The following is a 17,054-nucleotide window of genomic DNA, read 5'->3' as shown; positions in this document are numbered from 1 at the left end:
CCGGCAGGGCCCCTCGGTGGCGGCTGAGGGGCCCTTCTGCTTGGCAGGTAAGGAAATCAGCCTCGGCGGCGGCGAAACCGGCGCCGGGGCCGGGGCCGCACCGCGCTTCGGTGAGAGATCAGCGCGGGAAAGGCACGTCGTACGTCGCCGTGACGGGGGCGTGGTCGGACCAGCGTTCGGCGTAGGTGGCGGCGCGCTCCACGACGACCGACTGTACGGCGTCGGCCAGGGCCGGGGTGGCGAGCTGGCAGTCGATGCGCCAGCCGGAGTCGTTGTCGAAGGCCTGGCCGCGGTAGGACCACCAGGTGTAGGGGCCCGGGCCGTCGTGGAGGCGGCGTTGCACGTCGGCGTAGCCAGCCTCTTCGAAGACGCGGCCGAGCCAGGCGCGTTCTTCGGGCAGGAAGCCCGAATTCTTGTGGTTGCCCTTCCAGTTCTTCAGGTCGACGGTGTCGTAGGCGATGTTCCAGTCGCCCACCACCACGACCTCGCGGCCGGCCGCGGCGGACTTGGCGCGCAGCTCGCCGAGGTAGGGCAGGAAGGCCGCCATGAAGCGCTCCTTCTCGTCCTGGCGCTCGGTGCCGACATCGCCGCTCGGCAGGTACAGGCTCGCGACGACGACGCCCGGCAAGTGCATCTCGAGGTAGCGCCCGCTGTCCTCGAACTCGGGCTCGCCGAAGCCGACGCGCACTTCGTCGGGCTCGACGCGGCTGTAGAGCGAGACGCCGTTTCGCCCCTTCGCAACCGAGGGCGCGTGGGCGGCGAACCAACCCTCCGGTTCGACCACGTGCGCGGGCAGCTGCGCGGCCTCGGCCCGCACCTCCTGGCAGGCGACGACGTCGGCCTTCGTGGTGGCGAGCCACTCGACGAAGCCCTTCTTCACGGCGGCCCTCAGGCCGTTGACATTCACGGTGGAGACGGTCAGCACCCCGCGCACGCTACCCGCCGGGTCCGACAATCCTGTGCCAGACTGCGCGCATGGCGCGACTCACCGTGCTCGGCAGCTGCGGCGCCTGGCCCGAACCCGGCCGCGCGTGCGCGGGATTCCTTCTCTCACAACGAAACCACCACATCGTGCTCGATCTCGGGTACGGCGCGGCGAGCCGGCTCTTCACGCACGTCGCCGCGAGAGACCTCGACGCCGTCGTGATCACCCACGAGCACCCCGACCACATCGCGGACCTCACCGCGCTCAGCCGCGCGTGGCACTACACCGTCGAGGACCAGCGCTTGCCGCTGCACTGCGCCCCCGGCGTCCTGCGCCGCCTCGAAGCCGCCGAGCCGCGCCCGCACCCGGCCACGATCTTCGACATCCGCACCTTCGCGCGGCCCGAAACCGTCGGCCCCTGGCAGCTCACCTCCACGCCGCTCCCCCACCACGTGCCCAACCACGGCGTGCGGCTGAGCTCGCCGCACGGCACCGTCGCGTACTCCGGCGACACCGGCCCGTCGCGGCTGCTCGTGGAGCTGGCGCGCGACGCCGAGCTGCTCATCTGCGAAGCCACCCTCCAAGGCGAGCCGCCGGACGAACCGCGCCACCTGCTCACCGCCGCGGAGGCCGGGCGGACGGCGGCCGAGGCGGGCGTCCAGACCTTGCTGCTGACGCACTTCTGGCCCGGCGCCGACCGTTCCGTGTCCGCCGCGGAGGCGCGCCGGGAGTTCGACGGCGAGGTGCTCATCGCGGACGAAGGCCTGACCATCGAGCTTGACGCCCACTAGCTAACAGGATTAGCTTTAAAGCTATGACAGTTAGCCAACCCGATGTCCCCTAGAGCCGGCCTCACGCCGGACGCCGTCGTCACCCTCGCCCTCGAGGTGGTGGACGCCGACGGCGCCGACGCGCTCAGCCTCGCCAAGGTCGCCGAACGCGCGGGCGTCGCCACGCCCTCGCTGTACAAGCACGTCGGCGGGCTCGCCGCCCTGCGCCGGCTGGTCGACCTGCGCGTGGTCGCCGAGATGACCGAAGCGTTGCGCGGTGCGGCGACCGGCCGTTCCGGTGACGACGCGATCGAGACTCTCGCCGACGCCTACCGCGCGTACCTGCGCACCCACCCCCACCGCGTCGCCGCACTGGAAACCGCGCCCGACGAGGGCGACGAGGAGCTCGCGAAGGCCACCCATGGCGTCGCCGAAGTCGCCTTCGCCGTGCTTCGCCCGTATGGGTTCGACCAGGCGAAGACCGTGCACGCGACGCGGTGCCTGCGCGCGGCCGTGCACGGCTTCGCGAGCCTCGAAGCGTCCGGCGGCTTCGGCCGGCCCGAAGACGTCGACGCCAGCTTCACGCTCCTGAAAACGATGCTCGTCCGCGGCATCACCGACTACGCCAGCTGAGGAGAACCATGTCCTTCGTCCTCGCCGTTCTGCTGTTCACCGTCGCGCTGGGAATCCCCGACGCGCGGTTCCCCTGGCAGGCCAAGGCCAAGGCCACGCCTGCCGAGAACAAGGTCGGCAGATGATCGCCGGGCACTTCGGGCTCGCCGCCGCCGTGAAAGCCGGCCGGCCCGCCATTCCCGTGTGGACGCTGATGCTCGCGACCGCGTGGCTCGACATCGTGTTCACGCCGCTCTACCTGACCGGAATCGAGACCATCGATCAGTCGGGCGGCACGGGCTACGGCGAGGGCGTGATCCACGCCGACTACACCCACTCGCTCGTCGGCGCGCTCGTGCTCTCCGCCCTGTTCGGCCTGGTCGCGGCGCGGTGGCTCGGGCGCAGCGCCGGCGTCACGCTCGGCGCGGTGGCGTTCTCGCACTGGCTGCTCGACCTCGTCGTGCACCGCGCCGACCTGCCGATCCTGCCCGGCAACGCGGGCAACCTGCCGACGTTCGGCTTCGGCCTGTGGCGGCTGCCGGCGGTGTCGATGACCGTGGAAGTCCTGCTGCTCGTGGTCGGGATCGGCCTCTACTGGCGGGCCGCGGCGAAGCGCGACCGGCGCAAGGCGCGCACGCTGGCGCTGATCGCGGCGCTTTCAGGCGTGATCACGGTGGCGCTGGACTTCGCGGGCCTTTAGCCCTTCAGCGCCCGTTCGCGCCGAAACCATTCAGCACTTCGAACCCTCGAGTGGCTTCACGAAGCTGCTCGCCACCCACTTGTCCTTGGCGACCTCGCGGAATCCGTTCTGCTGCACCGGCATCGCGTCGAACTCGGCGCCGTTGAGGTACTTGCCGACGATCTTGCCGTTGCCGTCCGGGGTTTCGCGGGCGTTGAGGACGTCGGCGGTCACCGCGACCTTGCACCCGGTCGGGGAACCCTGGGCGTCGGCCTGGCCCTTCTGGTTCAGGACGTAGATCACGATCACGGCAACGATCACACCGATGATGATCAGGGTCTTCTTCGGTATCAACCCCAGGATCACGGCCGCTCCTCCGTCACCAAAACGTCAGTCGCGAAAAATCGGGCTCCACCAGGGTAGACACGGAGTGGGTCCGCCCGACAGGTCCGGTCGGACAGACCACCCGGAGGCGCCAACAGCGTCACCCTCTGGTGACAACCGGTAGTCACGACGAAGGGGCACCTCGGAAGACTCCTCCGAGGTGCCCCTTCGCGGTGGTGGGAAAGGCAGTTCAGCCGGTGGCTGGTGCGGCCTTCGAATCAGCCCTGGGCGATCTTCTTGGCCAGGTTCTCGTCGAGCGTCCCGAGGAACTCCTCGGTGGTCTGCCACGCCTGCTCCTTGCCGACGAGCAGCGCCAGGTCCTTCGTCATCTTGCCGCCTTCGACGGTGTCGATGACCACGCGCTCGAGGGTGTTCGAGAAGCCGATGAGCTCCGCGTTGCCGTCGAGCTTGCCGCGGTGCTCCAGGCCCCGGGTCCACGCGTAGATCGACGCGATCGGGTTCGTGGAGGTCGGCTTGCCCTGCTGGTGCTGGCGGTAGTGGCGGGTGACCGTGCCGTGGGCGGCCTCGGCCTCGACGGTCTTGCCGTCCGGCGTGCGCAGCACCGACGTCATCAGGCCGAGCGAGCCGAAGCCCTGGGCCACGGTGTCGGACTGCACGTCACCGTCGTAGTTCTTGGTGGCCCAGACGTAGCCACCCTCCCACTTGAGCGCCGCGGCGACCATGTCGTCGATGAGGCGGTGCTCGTAGGTGAGGCCCTTGGCGTCGAAGTCGGCCTTGTACTCCGCCTCGAAGATCTCCTGGAACACATCCTTGAACATGCCGTCGTAGGCCTTGAGGATCGTGTTCTTGGTGGAGAGGTAGACCGGCATGCCGCGGTCGAGGCCGTACTGCAGCGACGCGCGCGCGAAGTCCTCGATCGACTTGCGGTAGTTGTACATCCCCATGGCGACGCCGCCGCCCTCGGGGAAGTTGGTGACCTCGAACTCCATCGGCTCGGAGCCGTCGGCCGGGGTGTAGGTCATCGTCAGCGTGCCCGGGCCGGGGACCTTGAAGTCCGTGGCCTTGTACTGGTCGCCGTGGGCGTGACGGCCGATGATGATCGGCTTGGTCCAGCCCGGTACCAGACGCGGCACGTTCTGCATGATGATCGGCTCGCGGAAGACCACGCCGCCGAGGATGTTGCGGATGGTGCCGTTGGGGCTCCGCCACATCTTCTTCAGGCCGAACTCCTCCACGCGCGCCTCGTCGGGCGTGATCGTGGCGCACTTGACGCCGACGCCGTGCTTCTTGATGGCGTTGGCGGAGTCGATGGTGATCTGGTCGTCGGTGCGGTCCCGCTCCTCGATGCCCAGGTCGTAGTAGTCCAGGTTGACGTCCAGGTACGGGTGGATCAGCTTGTCCTTGATGAACTGCCAGATAATGCGGGTCATCTCATCGCCGTCGAGCTCGACGACGGTGCCCTGGACCTTGATCTTGGCCATGAGCAGCGGTGCTCCTTCCGCGGATCTTCGCGTTATTTCTTCGACTTCGTCGGTAGCGGTACAAGCGTACTGCTTGCCGGAGCTGGATGGTTCCAGAAGTGGTCGGCATCAAGTCTCCACCCCTGGCGCGAGGCTCCGACGGGTGGGCACGCCACGCGTTCGCGAGTCGCGGAACCGGGTGAGGTCGGCGACCATCCCATCGGGGAACCATTCATCCGGGAGGTCACGCTATGTCGTATTCCGACCCGTACACCAGCTTTGAACCCGCCACGGTCCCGCCGCGCGGCCGCGCGGTCCCCCGGGTGCTGAGCGGGCTGCTGGGCCTCGTGGTCACGCCCGTCGCACTCGGCCTGCTCAGCTACGGCGGCTACCGGCAGCAAACGCTGATCGCGGTGATGAGCACGCGCCGCGACGCACTCGGCATCGCCCTGATCGCCGGCGGCGCGATCCTGTTACTGCTGGTGGCGGCGCTGGGCGCGTGGTCGTCGTCGGGTCCGCTGCTGGGCGGGCTCGTGTGGGGTGTGTTGCCGGGCGTCGTCGTGCTGGCTGTGCCGGAATGGGGCTTCGACCTGCTCGACGTGCTGCCACGCGGCGGGCTGTCGTTCGGGCTGACGTCGTGGTTGTTCTCCGGTGCACTGCTCGCCAGCGGGTTCCTGCTGGTCGGCACGAGTCTGGCGACCACGGTGGTGCGGCGGCGACCTGTGCGGTGATGGGGTTCGGGGCGCAGTGAGAACATCGTCACATGGGTCTGTTCACCGTGGCCGAGGCGCGCGCCGAGCTCTCCCGGCTGCTCCCGGTCCTCGCCGAGCTCGTCCGCGTACGCGCCGACGCCGCCGAGCTCGCCGCATCACTGCGCCCGGGCGGCCGCGACACCCCCCTCGGCGGCCTGCCGGAGTGGAAGGCCGCACAGGCCCGCCTCGACGAGCTGATGACCACCGTCCAACGCACCGGCGCCGAGCTGAAGGGCTTCGCGCCCCTTCTGGTCGACTTCCCGGCGTCCTTGGACGGCGACGACGTCCTGCTCTGCTGGCTCGAGGGCGACCGCGAGCTCGCCTGGTACCACCGCGTCGACCTCGGCTTCGCGGGGCGGCGTCGACTTCGCTGAAAAACCGCTGGTCAGAGCCGATACGGTGCTTGTCGTGACCTCAATCTTCGACGAACAGGCCGCCAGTTACGACGACGATCTCTTCCACCCCCTGGTGGCGGACACCCTGATCTCCCTCCTGCCCCCGCGCCCCGCGTTGCTCGTCGACGCCGCCACCGGCACGGGCGCCGCAGCGTTCGCTTCGCTCCGGCTTTCGCCCTCGTCGGTGCTCGGGGTGGACTTCTCCACCTTGATGATCGAGCGGGCACGCGCGAAGGCCACTTCGTTGGATCCGGCGGGCGTGATCTCGTGGCAGGTGGGTCCCGCCGTGCCGCTGCCGGTCGCCGACGGCGCCGCCGACGCGGTGGTGTGCGCGTCGGCGCTGCACTTCCTGGGCGCCACAGCCCTGACCGACTGGGCGCGGGTGCTGCGACCGGGCGGGGTGCTGGCGTTCAGCATCTCTTCGTCGGCGCGCTTCAAGCGGGACGGGCCGATGGCCGAGCTGATGCCCCGGGACCTGCGGATTCCGGGCTCGGAGCAGGAGGCCGCCGCGCTGGCCACGGCGGCGGGGTTCTCGTCGGCGGAGGGTCAGACGGTGAAGGCCCACCTCGGAGGACGGGAGCGGTCGGTGTTCGCGGTGAGGGCGGTTCGGTAGCTGCTTACCCGCGGTTGATCGGAACGGCGGCTCCGGCCACCAAAGCCCGGTGGCCGGGGCCGCCGAAGCGGAACTTGTGTTCGATCAGTGGTGGAAATGGACCGCACCAGTCGTGGCGGGACCGGTGGGGCCGGAGCAGTGCAGGGTGAAGGTTGTGTCGAGGTCGGTGATGGTGCCGTCGGCGGCGCGGGCGAGGCGGGTGACGGTGAAGTCGGCGGTGGCGTCGTCCGCGACGTCTGCGCAGACCTGGTTGCCGTCCGCCTGAGTGCCACGGAAGGCGGCGAAGCCCGGGGTGTCGAGTTGCGGCGCAGACTGGTCCCGGAACCGTGCGCCGGTGTAGGAGCCTTCCTGCAGTTGCCGGCCGGCGGGCGCACTGAGCTCCAGGCGCGCCCAGTCCCAGCCGCCGTCGGCGTCGACCTTCACGGCACCGTTGTACTCCCACGCGGTCAGCTGATCCGCACCCCACGAGTAGCTGCCCACGAACGCGTGCGCGCCGGCCTCGGACGTGTAGGTGAAAGCGTCCTGCGGATCCGCCTGGGCCACCGCGACGCCCGCCGTACCGACCACGCACACCGCGGCCGCGACGATCAGCGGTGCTACTTCTTCGCCGCCGCCTTCTGCTCCTTCTTGAACGCCCGGACCTCCGCCAGCGTCTTGGCGTTCACCACGTCCGCGATGGAACGGCGGGACCCGCGGTCCCCGTAGGCACCAGCCGCCTCGCGCCAGCCCTTGGGCTGCACACCGTACTGCTTCCCCAGCAGTGCAAGAAAGATCTTGGCCTTCTGCTCCCCATACCCGGGCAGCGCTTTGAGCCGCTTCAGCACCTCCGGCCCGTCCGGCTTGGGCCGCCCCTCAGTCCAGATCGCCTCGGCATTGCCGTCGTAGTGCTCCATGATGACCTGGCACAGCGCCTGCACCCGACGTGCCATCGACCCGCCGTAGCGGTGAATGGCAGGCGGCGTCACACACTTCTCGACGAAGTCCTCGGTGTCCGCCTCGGCGATGCGCCGCACGTCGAAGCCGCCCATGCGGTCGGCGATCTTGCGCGGGCCGAGGAAGGCGACCTCCATGGAGATCTGCTGGTCGAGGAGCATGCCGACGAGCAGCGCGACCGGGTCCTCGCTCAGCAGCTTGTCGGCCTCGGCGTCGCCGCTCAGGTGCACTTCACGCGTCATGCGGTCCATTTTGGCAGGTCGCGACCCAGACGCGCAGCTCCCCGAGCGGGATGGCGCCGTAGGCCAGCGCCGAGGCCAGCTCGTCGCCGTGTTCGTAGCCGACGATCGGCAAGCCCGGGAACGCGGCGGCGGCGCCGGCGACCGCGCCGGCCCAGTCGTCGCCGGTGAAGTTCCACAGGCCGACCGCGGTCGCGCCGCGGTGGGCGATGGCCGCGCCACGGAGGTGGACGAATGACGGGTCCGGTGACGCAGACGAGGGCCACCCCGACGACGACAGCACCGGGAACTGCAACCACGTCGCCGAGAACACCACCTCGAAGCCCGGCAGCTCAAGCGACGCGAAGCTGTCCTTCACCGAGCAGCCGGCCGAAGCGTCCACGAACGGCAAGATGTCGGCGGCGGTGGCGTCCGGCGACAAGGTCACCGCGTCGGGGTAGAACTCCGGGGTGCGCGCGGGCGAAGTCCACGCATGCGGGCCGAAGACGCCGGAAACTCCGCCGATGCGGCAGAAAACGTCGCACCACGCCGCGTTCTCCGAAACGGCCGCCCTCAGCAACGGGCGAACCACAGTACGTCCGGTTCACCGCGCGGCACCGGGACCTCCACCACGCGTACGTCAGCGAAGCGCCCCTGCAACCGATCCGTGAACGCAGGAGAAGCGTCGGCACTCCACACCGCCAAGACGCCGCCCGGGCGCAGCAGGCGGGCCAGACCGTCCACTCCGGACTCGCCGTACAACGAGGCGTTGCCCTCGGTCACCGTCCACTCGGGACCGTTGTCGGTGTCGAGGCACAGGGCGTCAAAGGTTTCCCCCGAAGAACGCAGCCACGACACCAGATCCGCCTCCACCAGCGACACTCGGTGATCCTCCAGCGCCGCACCGTGCATCGCGCGAAGCGGGCCCGTGCGGTTCCACGCGATCACCGCCGGCTCGCGCTCCACCACCACAACCGACCCGACGTTCGGGTGATCCAGCGCCGCCCGCAATGAAAAACCCACCCCCAGGCCGCCGATGAGCACACGGGCGCCCGGCGCCAGCAGGTCGGCGGCCTCGGTCACGAGAAGCCGTTCGGATTCCCCGTTTCGCGTGTCCATCAGGAACACACCGTTCTCGATCACCTCGAGCGCCGCGCCTTCGCGACGGAGCACGAGCTCACCGCCCAACCCGCGGGCCACGTCCAGAACCTCAGCCACACCGTCAGCTTCGCACAACTGCCCTGTACGCGGCCGCGAAGCGCTCCTACTCTCAACCATGGAGGTGAAACCCCATGCACGCGACGGTAGGAGACGAGATCCAGGTCCACGGCCGCACGGTGGGAGCTGCCGAGCAGCGCGCCGAGATCCTCGAGGTGCGAGGCCCGGACGGCTCACCACCGTACGTGGTCCGGTTCGCCGACGGACACGAAGCACTGCTGTACCCCGGGCCCGACTGCGAGATCGTCACCGACTAGCCGACGGCCACTTCTTCCCGGGCCGTCACGCGACGAGCGCGGCGCGTCTCCCAGAAGAAAACCATCACCGCGATCGCGACTGCGCTCAGCACCGCGGCGATCTCCGGCAGCACCGTCGGCCCCGCCGACGTCAGCACGGCGCCGCCGACGATGCCGGAGAGCCCGACGCCGAGGTAGATCGCCGACGCGTTGAGCGAGAGGGCCAGCCCGGCGTGCCCGGGCGACAGCTCGATGAGCCGGTGCTGCATCGGCGGGTTGATCGCCCACGTGATCGTGCCCCACACGAAGAACGTCACGCCCGCGCCGGCCACGGTCACCGACGTGAACGGCAGCAGCGCCAGCACGACGGTCATCCCGCCCAGCACCAGGAGCACCGGCACGCGCGCGCCCCACCGGTCGGCCGCGCGGCCGCCAAGGTAGTTGCCCAGCGCGCCGCCGATGCCGTAGCAGAACAGCAGCACAGTGACGGTGCCTCCGGTGATCCCGGCCGTCACGGCGAGCAGTGGCGACGAGAGCGTGTAGACCATGAACGCGCCGAGGCACGCGAGCACCGTGGTGACGAGCAGCGCGACCACGCGCTTGTCGCGCGCCACCGCGAAGCGCTCGGCCAGCCGCACCGCGGGCGGCGGCGCGACCCGCGGCAGCACGAGCCGCACGGCGACCGCGCCGGCCAGCGACAGCACGCCGACGAGCAGGAACGCAGTCTGGTAGTCCCACTGCTGCGAGACCAGGCTGCCAAGCGGCACCCCGAAGATCAACGCGACTGTGAGCCCGCCGAACACCATCGCGACTGCGCGGCCGCGGCGTTCCGGCGTGGTCAGCTCAGCGGCCACGGCGCTGGCGGCCGGAGTGAAGACAGCGGCGCCGACGGCCGTGACAACCCGCGCGAGAAGCAGCGTGGTGTAGCCAGGCGCGACGGCGGCGAACAGGTTGCCGAGACCGGTGACGACGAGCGCGGCCACCAGGAGCGTCCGGCGCTCCCAGCGGCCGGTGACGGCGGCGAACAGCGGCGAGCCGATCGCGTACGCGATGGCGAACGACGTGACGAGCTGCGCGGCGGCGGTGGCCGACACGTGCAGCTCCGAGACGAGCGACGGCAGCAGTCCGGCGACGATGTAGCCGCTGGTGCCGACCCCGAAGGCCCCGAACGCCAGCACGGCGTTACGCGAGCTCCCCGAGGTGGAGACGCTGGACATGGTGGTGCCCCCAAGAGGTGAACGGGATTGGTTCGACGAACGTCGTAGTTCGATGCCGACCGTACACCGCGGGCCCGACAATTTCGAGGAACGTCGTACTATGGACGCATGGCCGCCACCACGCACCTGACTCCGCTCGTCCACCCCGAGTGCGACGAGATGACCGTCGAGTCGGTGCTGCGCGCGCTCGCCGACCCCGTGCGCCTGGCGATCGTGCGCCAACTGGCCCGGACCGAAGCCGAGGTGTCGTGCGGCGGGCTCGAGGTGCCGGTGACCAAGTCCACACTCACGCACCACCTCGGCATCCTGCGTGCCGCGGGCGTGATCGCCGGCCGCCAGGAAGGCACGACGCGGTTCAACTCCTTGCGCCGCAACGATCTTGACGAGCTGGCGCCAGGCTTGCTCGACGGGGTGCTCGCCGCGCGCCGCTGACGGTCGCCCTACGTGAAGAGCCTCACCCGGATACCGGGATGACAAAACCACGCCCTATCGGTTGAACTGGGTGCAGACAGCACGACGGCGTCGGGGCCGCACGGCTGTCTTGTTTTTTGCCCCTCGTCTAAAGCGCTTCAGAACGGGGTCGCCCCGGGCTGAGTAATCGATTTCTCAAGGAAGGAGAGCCGTGCCCGTCGCGTTGCTCGCGCTCGCCATCGGTGCCTTCGGCATCGGGACCACCGAGTTCGTGATGATGGGTGTGCTGCCCCAGGCCGCCGCGGACTTCCACATCGACATCCCCACCGCCGGCTACTTCATCTCCGCCTACGCGCTCGGTGTCGTGATCGGCGCACCGCTGCTGACCGCGGTGGCCGTGCGGCTGCCGCGCAAGACCATGCTGCTCGCGATGATGGGCCTGTTCACGCTGGGCAACGCCCTGTTCGCGCTGTCGCCGAACCAGGGTTTCGGCATCGCGTTCCGCTTCCTGGCCGGCCTGCCGCACGGCGCGTTCTTCGGCGCCGGCGCGGTGGTCGCGTCGAGCCTGGTGAAGCCGGGCGACCGCGCGAAGGCCGTGTCGATGATGTTCATGGGGCTGACGCTGGCAAACGTCGTCGGCGTGCCGCTCGGGACGTTGCTGGGCCAGCAGGTGGGCTGGCGGGCGACGTTCGGGGTGGTCGCGGTGATCGGCCTGTTCGCCGCGGCCGCCATCGCCAAGCTGGTGCCGCACCAGGGCCGGCCCGCCGAGGCAACGCTGCGCGGTGAACTGGGCGCGTTCCGGCGACCGCAGGTGTGGCTGGCGCTGGCGATCGTGACCTTCGGGCTCGGTGGGGTGTTCGCGTGCATGTCGTACATCGCGCCGATGCTCACGGACGTCGCCGGGTACTCGCCCGCAGACGTGACGCTGCTGCTGTCGCTGGCGGGTGTCGGGATGACCGTCGGCAACTACCTGGGCGGGCGGCTCGCGGACCGCGCGCTGATGCCTTCGCTGTACGCGGCGATGCTTTCGCTGGCGGTGGTGCTGGGGATCTTCACGCTGACGGCCCACTCGAAGGTCGGCGCGGCGATCACGATCTTCTTCGTCGGTGTCGCGGGCTTCATGATCGGCCCGATGATGCAGACGCGGATCATGCAGAAGGCCGGCGGAACTCCGTCGCTGGTGTCGGCGGCCGTGCAGTCGGCGTTCAACATCGCGAACTCGATCGGCGCGTACCTCGGTGGACTGGTGATCGCCGGCGGCCTCGGGCTGGTGGCGCCCAACTGGGTCGGCGCGACGCTGGCCGTGCTCGGGCTGTCGATCGCGGCGGTTTCCGGGACCTTGGACCGGCGCGACGCGCGGGCCGAGGAGCAGCGGGAGCTGGTCCTGGCTTCGTGACACCCGGATGACGCGAAGCGGCCCCGCACCAGTGCTCGGTGCGGGGCCGCTTCGCGTTCCGGGACTACAAGCCGTCAGGACGTGGCGTCGAACGGACCGCCCGTGATCGTCAAGGCGATGTACAACACGGCAGCGCACAGGGCGAAGTAGGTGACGATGTCCACGACCTTGCCGCGGATCGCCAGCAGCCCGACGCGGTCCTCCGGCAGCAGCAGCCGCAACAACCCGCCCACGAACAGCGCGGCGCCGACCAGCACCGCGCCCTCTCGCCAGTGGTACTGCAGGATCCGCAGCGCCGCGGCGAGCAGCAGCAGCATGACCAGCCCGAACGGCACGTGGACGGTCCACGACCGTTTCGTGCGAGGCCGGTCTGCGGTCATGGTCACCGGCTCGCGACCGCGCGCTCGGCGGCTTCGACGACGTTCGACACGAGCATCGCGCGGGTCATCGGGCCGACACCGCCCGGGTTCGGTGAGAGCCAGCCCGCGACCTCGGCCACGCCCGGGTCCACGTCGCCCGTGAGCTTGCCGTCGACGTGGGAGACGCCGACGTCCAGCACAGCCGCGCCGGGGGCCACCATGTCGGGCTTGATGATGCCGGGCACGCCGGCGGCGGCGATGACGATGTCGGCGCGGCGGACCTCGGCGGCGAGGTCGCGCGTGCCGGTGTGGCAGAGCGTCACGGTGGAGTTCTCGCTGCGTCGCGTGAGCAGCAGGCCCATCGTGCGGCCGACGGTGATGCCGCGGCCGACCACCGTCACGTTGGCGCCGTCCAGCACCACGCCGTGGCGGCGGAGCAGCTCGATGATCCCGTACGGCGTGCACGGCAACGGGCCGCGCTGGCCGAGGACGAGGCGGCCGAGGCTCGTGGGGGCGAGGCCGTCGGCGTCCTTGTCGGGGTCGATGCGCTCGAGGACGCGGTTGGCGTCGAGGTGCTTGGGCAGGGGCAGCTGCACGATGTAGCCGTGGCACGCCGGGTCGGCGTTGAGGTCGTCGATGACGGCCTCGAGCTTCTCCTGCGAGATGTCGGCGGGCAGATCGCGGCGGATCGAGTTGACGCCGATCTTCGCGCTGTCCGCGTGCTTCATCTTCACGTACGAGTGCGAGCCCGGGTCGTCGCCGACCAGCACCGTGCCCAGCCCGGGGACCACGCCCCGCTCGGCGAGCGCGGCCACCCGCGGGCGCAGCTCCGCGAAAATGGCGTCCTTCGTGGCCTTGCCGTCCAGAATCTTCGCCGTCACGGTGACCATTCTCGCAAAGCGCCGCCCGCGCCCGGATCTCGCCCAGGCCGCATACGCAGCGTGCTCGCCGCACCACCCGATCGGCCCGCGCGTCGTGATCGGACGCGCAGGGCCACCGGACGTAGACTCGTCGTCACCCCAACGCCGGAGCCCAGTCCCAGCCCGCACGGGTGTGTGATCTTGAGCATCGCGCGTCGACCGAGGTCAGACCGCCCCTGAGTGGCAAAAGACCTATGCGGGGTGCGTTCGCGCGCGCGAACAGTCAAAATGTTCCCGTGGCACAACCGACGACGCAGCTGAACGCGACCGAGCAGGACACACTGGTCAAGCAGATCGGACTCGCCCTGCTGCGCGCAGCACCACGCGACTGGCGCAAGGTCACGGTGGAGTATCGGGCCGTCGGCAGGTACCACGAGCTGACGGGCGAGATCCGCACCGAAGACGGCACCGGGCAGGAGTGGGTCGCCACCCACGACATCGCGACGCTCTTCGGCCGGCTGCGCGCGGGCATGTACCGCGACGGCCGCGGCACGTGGTTCAACGCGCGCTACCAGCTCGACCACCCGTCCAGCTACAACCTCGAGTACAACCGCGAGGAGCCCACGTGGCACCTCGCGCCGCCACCCCAGGCGTACCAGGACGAGCTGCGCATGTTCCCCCGGACAGAGGAGAACGTGCCGGAGTGGCTGATCCGGCGCCTGTCCGGCCTCGGCCCCGAGCAGCCCGGCCCGCACTTCCGCATCGCGCGGATCTTCGACACGATCGGTCCCGCCGGGCGTCCGGTCATCAACCGGCCCGATCTCGACGTCGCCGAGCAGGACCGCCTGCTCGACTACCTCGACCACGCGCCCGTGGTGGTGCAGGACCGCGGCTACGACATCGACCGCCTCGCGCCGACGCCCGAGGCGACCGTGCCCGTGGCCTTCCACAGCGACGGGCAGTGGATCTGGCCCGCGGCCGTGAACTTCTACCTGCGCCGGTACGGCGTATCGCCCGAGCCCGACCTGGTGGAGCACATCCGGTCCAACGGCTTCCAGCTGCCGCAGGTCGACGACCTCGCGCTGCAGGGCGCCACCGCCTACCTCACGCGGGGCAGTCAGCAGCAGCGTCCAGGCCCGCCGCCGCAACAGCAGCAGCCGCCCACGCCGCCTGCTCCCCCGGCCGCCCAGGCGCCGCCGGCCCCGGCTCCCGAAGCCGCTCCGCCCGCGCCGGTCGACGTGCCGCTCGCCGTGCACACGCCGCCCGCCGAGCCGGAGGCCCCGGCCGAACCGCCGTTCGAGCAGGTCTTCGACGGTTCCGGCCCGCAGCATGACGACGGCCCGGGCTTCGAGAACGAGCAGTACCAGGACGAGCGCTACGACGAGTTCGGCGACCGCTTCGGCGGCGAGGACCACTTCGAGGACCAGCAGCACTCGGACTTCGAACCGGCCCCCAACGGCGCCGGGTCGAACGCGGGCGCGCCGCCGAACGGCGCCGCGGCCGACAACCCGACGCCGGTGGCCGAGCGGACCGCGATGTACGCGCCCGTGGACCCGAACGCCGCACGGCAGGCGCACGAAGAGCAGCAGCGCACAGCGATGTACCCGCCGGTCGACCCGAACGCCGCACCGCCCGCGCACGAAGAGCAGCAACGCACGGCGATGTACGCGCCCGTCGACCCCAGCGCCGCACCACCCGCGCACGAAGAACAGCAGCGCACGGCGATCTACGCGCCGGTCGACCCGAACTCCGCCCCGCCGGAGGAGGACGCCGAGCAGACGGCGCTGTACGCGCCCGTCGACGCCGCTCCGGCCGAGCAGCCGCTCGAGGAAGAGCCGGTGCTGTTCACTCACACTGACGAACCTTCGCGGCATGAGGAGCCGGCCGAGCAGCACACCGCGCTGTACGCCCCGGCCGACCGCGGCGAGGAGCAGTACCAAGAAGCCGAGCCTTTCGAAAACGCGCAGTCGTTCGAGGAGGCGCGGTCGTTCGAGGACACGCGGTCGTTTGAGGGTGGCCAGCCGCTCGAGAACACGCAGACGTTCGAGAACAGCCAGTCGTTCGAGAACAGCCAGTCGTTCGAGGACGGCCAGCACTTCGAAGACGGCCAGTACGACCAGTCGGGCCAGTACCAGGACGAGCAGTACGAGGGCGACGAGCACTACGACGAGCAGCCGTACGGCGAGTCCCAGTACGGCGACCAGCCCCGCGACGGTGGCGGCCCCGCCGGCCGCGAACCGGACTTCGACTCGGGCCCGCCGACCGCGATGATCACGCCCGACGAGGGGGTGCCGGGTGTCCTGCCGGTGCCCGAGCTGCCCGTGCCGCCGCGCGCCGGCGCCCGGCCGGAGCCGGCCGGGGAACCGCAGCGGCAGCCCCAGCAGCCGCCGAGACGGCCGCGTCGCGATCTCCCGGCCGAACCCGCGCTGGCGAAGCTGCAGACGCGCCTCGACGAGCTGGACGTGCCGGACGCCGCCTACCAGCTGGGCACGCCGACCGAGCGCGGCTGGACCGTGGAGCAGGTGGACGAGGGCTGGCGCGTCGGCTGGTACGACGGCGAGCTGATCAACCCGGCAGTGTTCGGCGACTCCGACGACGCCGCCGCGTTCATGCTCGGCAAGGTCCTGCTGCACCCCGACGGCCACGAGCCCGCCGAGGAGCAGCCGCCCGCACCGCCGGCAGAGCCCGTGGCCGAAGCCCCGAAGCCGCCGGTGGTGACGACGCTTTCGCCGGAGGTCGCCACGGGTTCGTTCCCGGTGCGCCCGCGCGAGGCCGTGCCGCCGCAGGAGCAGACGGCGTTCACGTCGGCCGAGGAGCTGCTGGGCGACGAGCCCGAGGCCGAAGAGCCGCCGCAGCGACAGGTCCCGCCGCCCCCGCCTCCGCAGCCGCCGACGCAGGTGACCCCGCCGGTTCAGCCGCTGCAGCGCCGGGAGCCGCCGATGCCCCCCGCTCCCCCTGTGGGTGGCGGGCTGGGCTTGCCGACTGGGCCCGGTGTGCCGCCGGGTGCTCCCGTCGGCGGGCCGGGTGGACCCGGTCTCGGTGGTCCTGGTCTCGGTGGTCCTGGTCTCGGTGGGCCTGGTCTCGGTGGTCCGGCCGGCCCCGGTGGACCGAGTGGACCGGGTGGACCGGGTGCGCCCGTCGCGCCGTCGCGCCGGGAGGAGCCGGCGCGGGCCAACGGAGCGCCGCGAGCCGCCGCCGGTGGCGGTGGCGGTGGCAACAACCAGTGGCCGATCGGGCCGCTGTCGGGTGAGCCGCCGCTGACGTTGTTCCGCGGCAAGGAAATCCGTGAACTGCCCGCGGGCAGCGAGCTCGACCGCTTCGGCGGCCCGAGCGGCAACCTGACCTACGCCGCGGGGACGCCGTTCGAGGAGCGTTCGCTGGTGCCGGAGTGGGTGAACCGGCCGTACCACGTGTACCGCGTGCAGCGTCCGCTCGAGACGCTCGCCGGTGTCGCGATCCCGTGGTTCAACCAGCCCGGCGGGGGTTCGGCGTACCTGCTGCCCGCCTCGATCGAGGAACTGCTGGCCGAGGGCGACCTGCTCGAGCTGGAGCCGGGTGAACCGCCGATCGACTGAGTTGTTGATTGAGTTGCTTGCTGAAAAGGGGCGGGGCCTGCGGGTTCCGCCCCTTTCACGTCCCGCGGGCGTAGCGGTGC

20 protein-coding genes are annotated in these 17,054 nt (G+C 70.6%); 10 read left to right on the top strand and 10 right to left on the bottom strand.

The features are described from left to right. Window positions 1-118: 118 nt before the first annotated feature. Window positions 119-934 carry an exodeoxyribonuclease III gene (locus K1T34_RS22700; protein ID WP_220246208.1) on the bottom strand — a complete coding sequence of 272 codons (816 nt, stop codon included), beginning with the start codon at window positions 932-934 and terminating at the stop codon, window positions 119-121. Between the two features lie 41 nt (window positions 935-975). Here K1T34_RS22700 and K1T34_RS22695 point away from each other — a divergent pair, with 41 nt between their 5' ends. The 3 genes from K1T34_RS22695 to K1T34_RS22685 all read left to right on the top strand — a co-directional run bounded on the left by K1T34_RS22695 (window position 976) and on the right by K1T34_RS22685 (window position 3,007). Then, window positions 976-1,716: an MBL fold metallo-hydrolase gene (locus tag K1T34_RS22695; RefSeq protein ID WP_220246207.1), complete on the top strand. Its 741-nt coding sequence runs from the start codon at window positions 976-978 to the stop codon at window positions 1,714-1,716. Window positions 1,717-1,758: 42 nt separating this feature from the next. Next, the gene (locus tag K1T34_RS22690; protein ID WP_220246206.1) at window positions 1,759-2,328 is read left to right on the top strand and encodes a TetR/AcrR family transcriptional regulator; all 570 of its coding nucleotides are present in this window, start codon (window positions 1,759-1,761) and stop codon (window positions 2,326-2,328) included. A gap of 121 nt (window positions 2,329-2,449) precedes the next feature. Further along, window positions 2,450-3,007, top strand: coding sequence for a permease (locus K1T34_RS22685; RefSeq protein ID WP_220246205.1), 558 nt, complete (start codon window positions 2,450-2,452; stop codon window positions 3,005-3,007). Window positions 3,008-3,037: 30 nt separating this feature from the next. Here K1T34_RS22685 and K1T34_RS22680 read toward each other — a convergent pair whose 3' ends face one another. Continuing rightward, window positions 3,038-3,352 (bottom strand): SH3 domain-containing protein, encoded by a 315-nt coding sequence (locus tag K1T34_RS22680; protein ID WP_255638651.1) that lies wholly within the window; start codon window positions 3,350-3,352, stop codon window positions 3,038-3,040. A 236-nt stretch (window positions 3,353-3,588) separates the two neighbouring features. Then, window positions 3,589-4,812 carry an NADP-dependent isocitrate dehydrogenase gene (locus K1T34_RS22675; RefSeq protein WP_220246204.1) on the bottom strand — a complete coding sequence of 408 codons (1,224 nt, stop codon included), beginning with the start codon at window positions 4,810-4,812 and terminating at the stop codon, window positions 3,589-3,591. Between the two features lie 230 nt (window positions 4,813-5,042). Here K1T34_RS22675 and K1T34_RS22670 point away from each other — a divergent pair, with 230 nt between their 5' ends. Genes K1T34_RS22670 through K1T34_RS22660 form a run of 3 tightly spaced genes read left to right on the top strand, consistent with a single transcriptional unit; the run spans window position 5,043 to window position 6,551 of the window. After that, a complete protein-coding gene (locus K1T34_RS22670; RefSeq protein ID WP_255638650.1) occupies window positions 5,043-5,522 on the top strand; it encodes a hypothetical protein in 480 nt (159 codons plus the stop codon). Between the two features lie 32 nt (window positions 5,523-5,554). Then, on the top strand, window positions 5,555-5,917 hold the full coding sequence (locus K1T34_RS22665) for a DUF2203 domain-containing protein (protein WP_220246203.1): 363 nt from the start codon (window positions 5,555-5,557) through the stop codon (window positions 5,915-5,917). A 34-nt stretch (window positions 5,918-5,951) separates the two neighbouring features. Beyond that, window positions 5,952-6,551, top strand: a complete 600-nt coding sequence (locus K1T34_RS22660) for a class I SAM-dependent methyltransferase (RefSeq protein ID WP_220246202.1) — start codon at window positions 5,952-5,954, stop codon at window positions 6,549-6,551. A gap of 84 nt (window positions 6,552-6,635) precedes the next feature. Here K1T34_RS22660 and K1T34_RS22655 read toward each other — a convergent pair whose 3' ends face one another. Genes K1T34_RS22655 through K1T34_RS22640 form a run of 4 tightly spaced genes read right to left on the bottom strand, consistent with a single transcriptional unit; the run spans window position 6,636 to window position 8,920 of the window. After that, window positions 6,636-7,118, bottom strand: a complete 483-nt coding sequence (locus K1T34_RS22655) for a hypothetical protein (protein ID WP_220246201.1) — start codon at window positions 7,116-7,118, stop codon at window positions 6,636-6,638. A 29-nt stretch (window positions 7,119-7,147) separates the two neighbouring features. Further along, window positions 7,148-7,726, bottom strand: a complete 579-nt coding sequence (locus K1T34_RS22650) for an HhH-GPD-type base excision DNA repair protein (protein WP_220246200.1) — start codon at window positions 7,724-7,726, stop codon at window positions 7,148-7,150. Continuing rightward, a complete protein-coding gene (locus K1T34_RS22645; protein ID WP_220246199.1) occupies window positions 7,716-8,282 on the bottom strand; it encodes a hypothetical protein in 567 nt (188 codons plus the stop codon). The genes K1T34_RS22650 and K1T34_RS22645 overlap by 11 nt, the downstream gene beginning before the upstream one ends. Further along, the gene (locus K1T34_RS22640) at window positions 8,276-8,920 is read right to left on the bottom strand and encodes a spermidine synthase (RefSeq protein WP_220246198.1); all 645 of its coding nucleotides are present in this window, start codon (window positions 8,918-8,920) and stop codon (window positions 8,276-8,278) included. The genes K1T34_RS22645 and K1T34_RS22640 overlap by 7 nt, the downstream gene beginning before the upstream one ends. Window positions 8,921-8,994: 74 nt before the next feature. On the opposite strand from K1T34_RS22640, the gene K1T34_RS22635 reads away from it, so the two are divergent. After that, window positions 8,995-9,177: a DUF1918 domain-containing protein gene (locus tag K1T34_RS22635; protein WP_220246197.1), complete on the top strand. Its 183-nt coding sequence runs from the start codon at window positions 8,995-8,997 to the stop codon at window positions 9,175-9,177. Here K1T34_RS22635 and K1T34_RS22630 read toward each other — a convergent pair. Continuing rightward, window positions 9,174-10,373, bottom strand: coding sequence for an MFS transporter (locus tag K1T34_RS22630; protein WP_220246196.1), 1,200 nt, complete (start codon window positions 10,371-10,373; stop codon window positions 9,174-9,176). The two genes, K1T34_RS22635 and K1T34_RS22630, sit on opposite strands and share 4 nt — an antisense overlap. 108 nt (window positions 10,374-10,481) lie before the next feature. On the opposite strand from K1T34_RS22630, the gene K1T34_RS22625 reads away from it, so the two are divergent. Both K1T34_RS22625 and K1T34_RS22620 read left to right on the top strand, forming a co-directional pair. After that, window positions 10,482-10,805: a helix-turn-helix transcriptional regulator gene (locus K1T34_RS22625; RefSeq protein WP_220246195.1), complete on the top strand. Its 324-nt coding sequence runs from the start codon at window positions 10,482-10,484 to the stop codon at window positions 10,803-10,805. A gap of 190 nt (window positions 10,806-10,995) precedes the next feature. Then, window positions 10,996-12,180: an MFS transporter gene (locus tag K1T34_RS22620; protein ID WP_220246194.1), complete on the top strand. Its 1,185-nt coding sequence runs from the start codon at window positions 10,996-10,998 to the stop codon at window positions 12,178-12,180. Between the two features lie 74 nt (window positions 12,181-12,254). Here the strand turns inward: K1T34_RS22620 and K1T34_RS22615 are convergent, their stop codons facing one another. Further along, the gene (locus K1T34_RS22615; RefSeq protein ID WP_220246193.1) at window positions 12,255-12,560 is read right to left on the bottom strand and encodes a DUF3017 domain-containing protein; all 306 of its coding nucleotides are present in this window, start codon (window positions 12,558-12,560) and stop codon (window positions 12,255-12,257) included. A 2-nt stretch (window positions 12,561-12,562) separates the two neighbouring features. Next, window positions 12,563-13,420 carry a bifunctional methylenetetrahydrofolate dehydrogenase/methenyltetrahydrofolate cyclohydrolase gene (locus tag K1T34_RS22610; protein WP_255638649.1) on the bottom strand — a complete coding sequence of 286 codons (858 nt, stop codon included), beginning with the start codon at window positions 13,418-13,420 and terminating at the stop codon, window positions 12,563-12,565. Between the two features lie 275 nt (window positions 13,421-13,695). On the opposite strand from K1T34_RS22610, the gene K1T34_RS22605 reads away from it, so the two are divergent. Then, on the top strand, window positions 13,696-16,974 hold the full coding sequence (locus K1T34_RS22605) for a glycohydrolase toxin TNT-related protein (RefSeq protein ID WP_255638648.1): 3,279 nt from the start codon (window positions 13,696-13,698) through the stop codon (window positions 16,972-16,974). The last annotated feature ends 80 nt before the right edge of the window (window positions 16,975-17,054 follow it).

The organism is Amycolatopsis sp. DSM 110486 (assembly GCF_019468465.1).
In the GTDB taxonomy this organism is placed as follows: domain Bacteria; phylum Actinomycetota; class Actinomycetes; order Mycobacteriales; family Pseudonocardiaceae; genus Amycolatopsis.
The sequence above is the reverse complement of the archived record's forward strand: the minus strand, read 5'-3'. Positions and strand labels throughout refer to the sequence as shown.

What these genes read in the sequence shown, in the direction of transcription:
- K1T34_RS22695 (WP_220246207.1), top strand. Translation starts at nt 976, where the DNA reads ATGGCGCGACTCACCGTGCTCGGCAGCTGCGGCGCCTGGCCCGAACCC.
- K1T34_RS22690 (WP_220246206.1), top strand. Translation starts at nt 1,759, where the DNA reads ATGTCCCCTAGAGCCGGCCTCACGCCGGACGCCGTCGTCACCCTCGCC.
- K1T34_RS22685 (WP_220246205.1), top strand. Translation starts at nt 2,450, where the DNA reads ATGATCGCCGGGCACTTCGGGCTCGCCGCCGCCGTGAAAGCCGGCCGG.
- K1T34_RS22675 (WP_220246204.1), bottom strand. Translation starts at nt 4,812, where the DNA reads ATGGCCAAGATCAAGGTCCAGGGCACCGTCGTCGAGCTCGACGGCGAT.
- K1T34_RS22670 (WP_255638650.1), top strand. Translation starts at nt 5,043, where the DNA reads ATGTCGTATTCCGACCCGTACACCAGCTTTGAACCCGCCACGGTCCCG.
- K1T34_RS22665 (WP_220246203.1), top strand. Translation starts at nt 5,555, where the DNA reads ATGGGTCTGTTCACCGTGGCCGAGGCGCGCGCCGAGCTCTCCCGGCTG.
- K1T34_RS22650 (WP_220246200.1), bottom strand. Translation starts at nt 7,726, where the DNA reads ATGACGCGTGAAGTGCACCTGAGCGGCGACGCCGAGGCCGACAAGCTG.
- K1T34_RS22635 (WP_220246197.1), top strand. Translation starts at nt 8,995, where the DNA reads ATGCACGCGACGGTAGGAGACGAGATCCAGGTCCACGGCCGCACGGTG.
- K1T34_RS22630 (WP_220246196.1), bottom strand. Translation starts at nt 10,373, where the DNA reads ATGTCCAGCGTCTCCACCTCGGGGAGCTCGCGTAACGCCGTGCTGGCG.
- K1T34_RS22625 (WP_220246195.1), top strand. Translation starts at nt 10,482, where the DNA reads ATGGCCGCCACCACGCACCTGACTCCGCTCGTCCACCCCGAGTGCGAC.
- K1T34_RS22615 (WP_220246193.1), bottom strand. Translation starts at nt 12,560, where the DNA reads ATGACCGCAGACCGGCCTCGCACGAAACGGTCGTGGACCGTCCACGTG.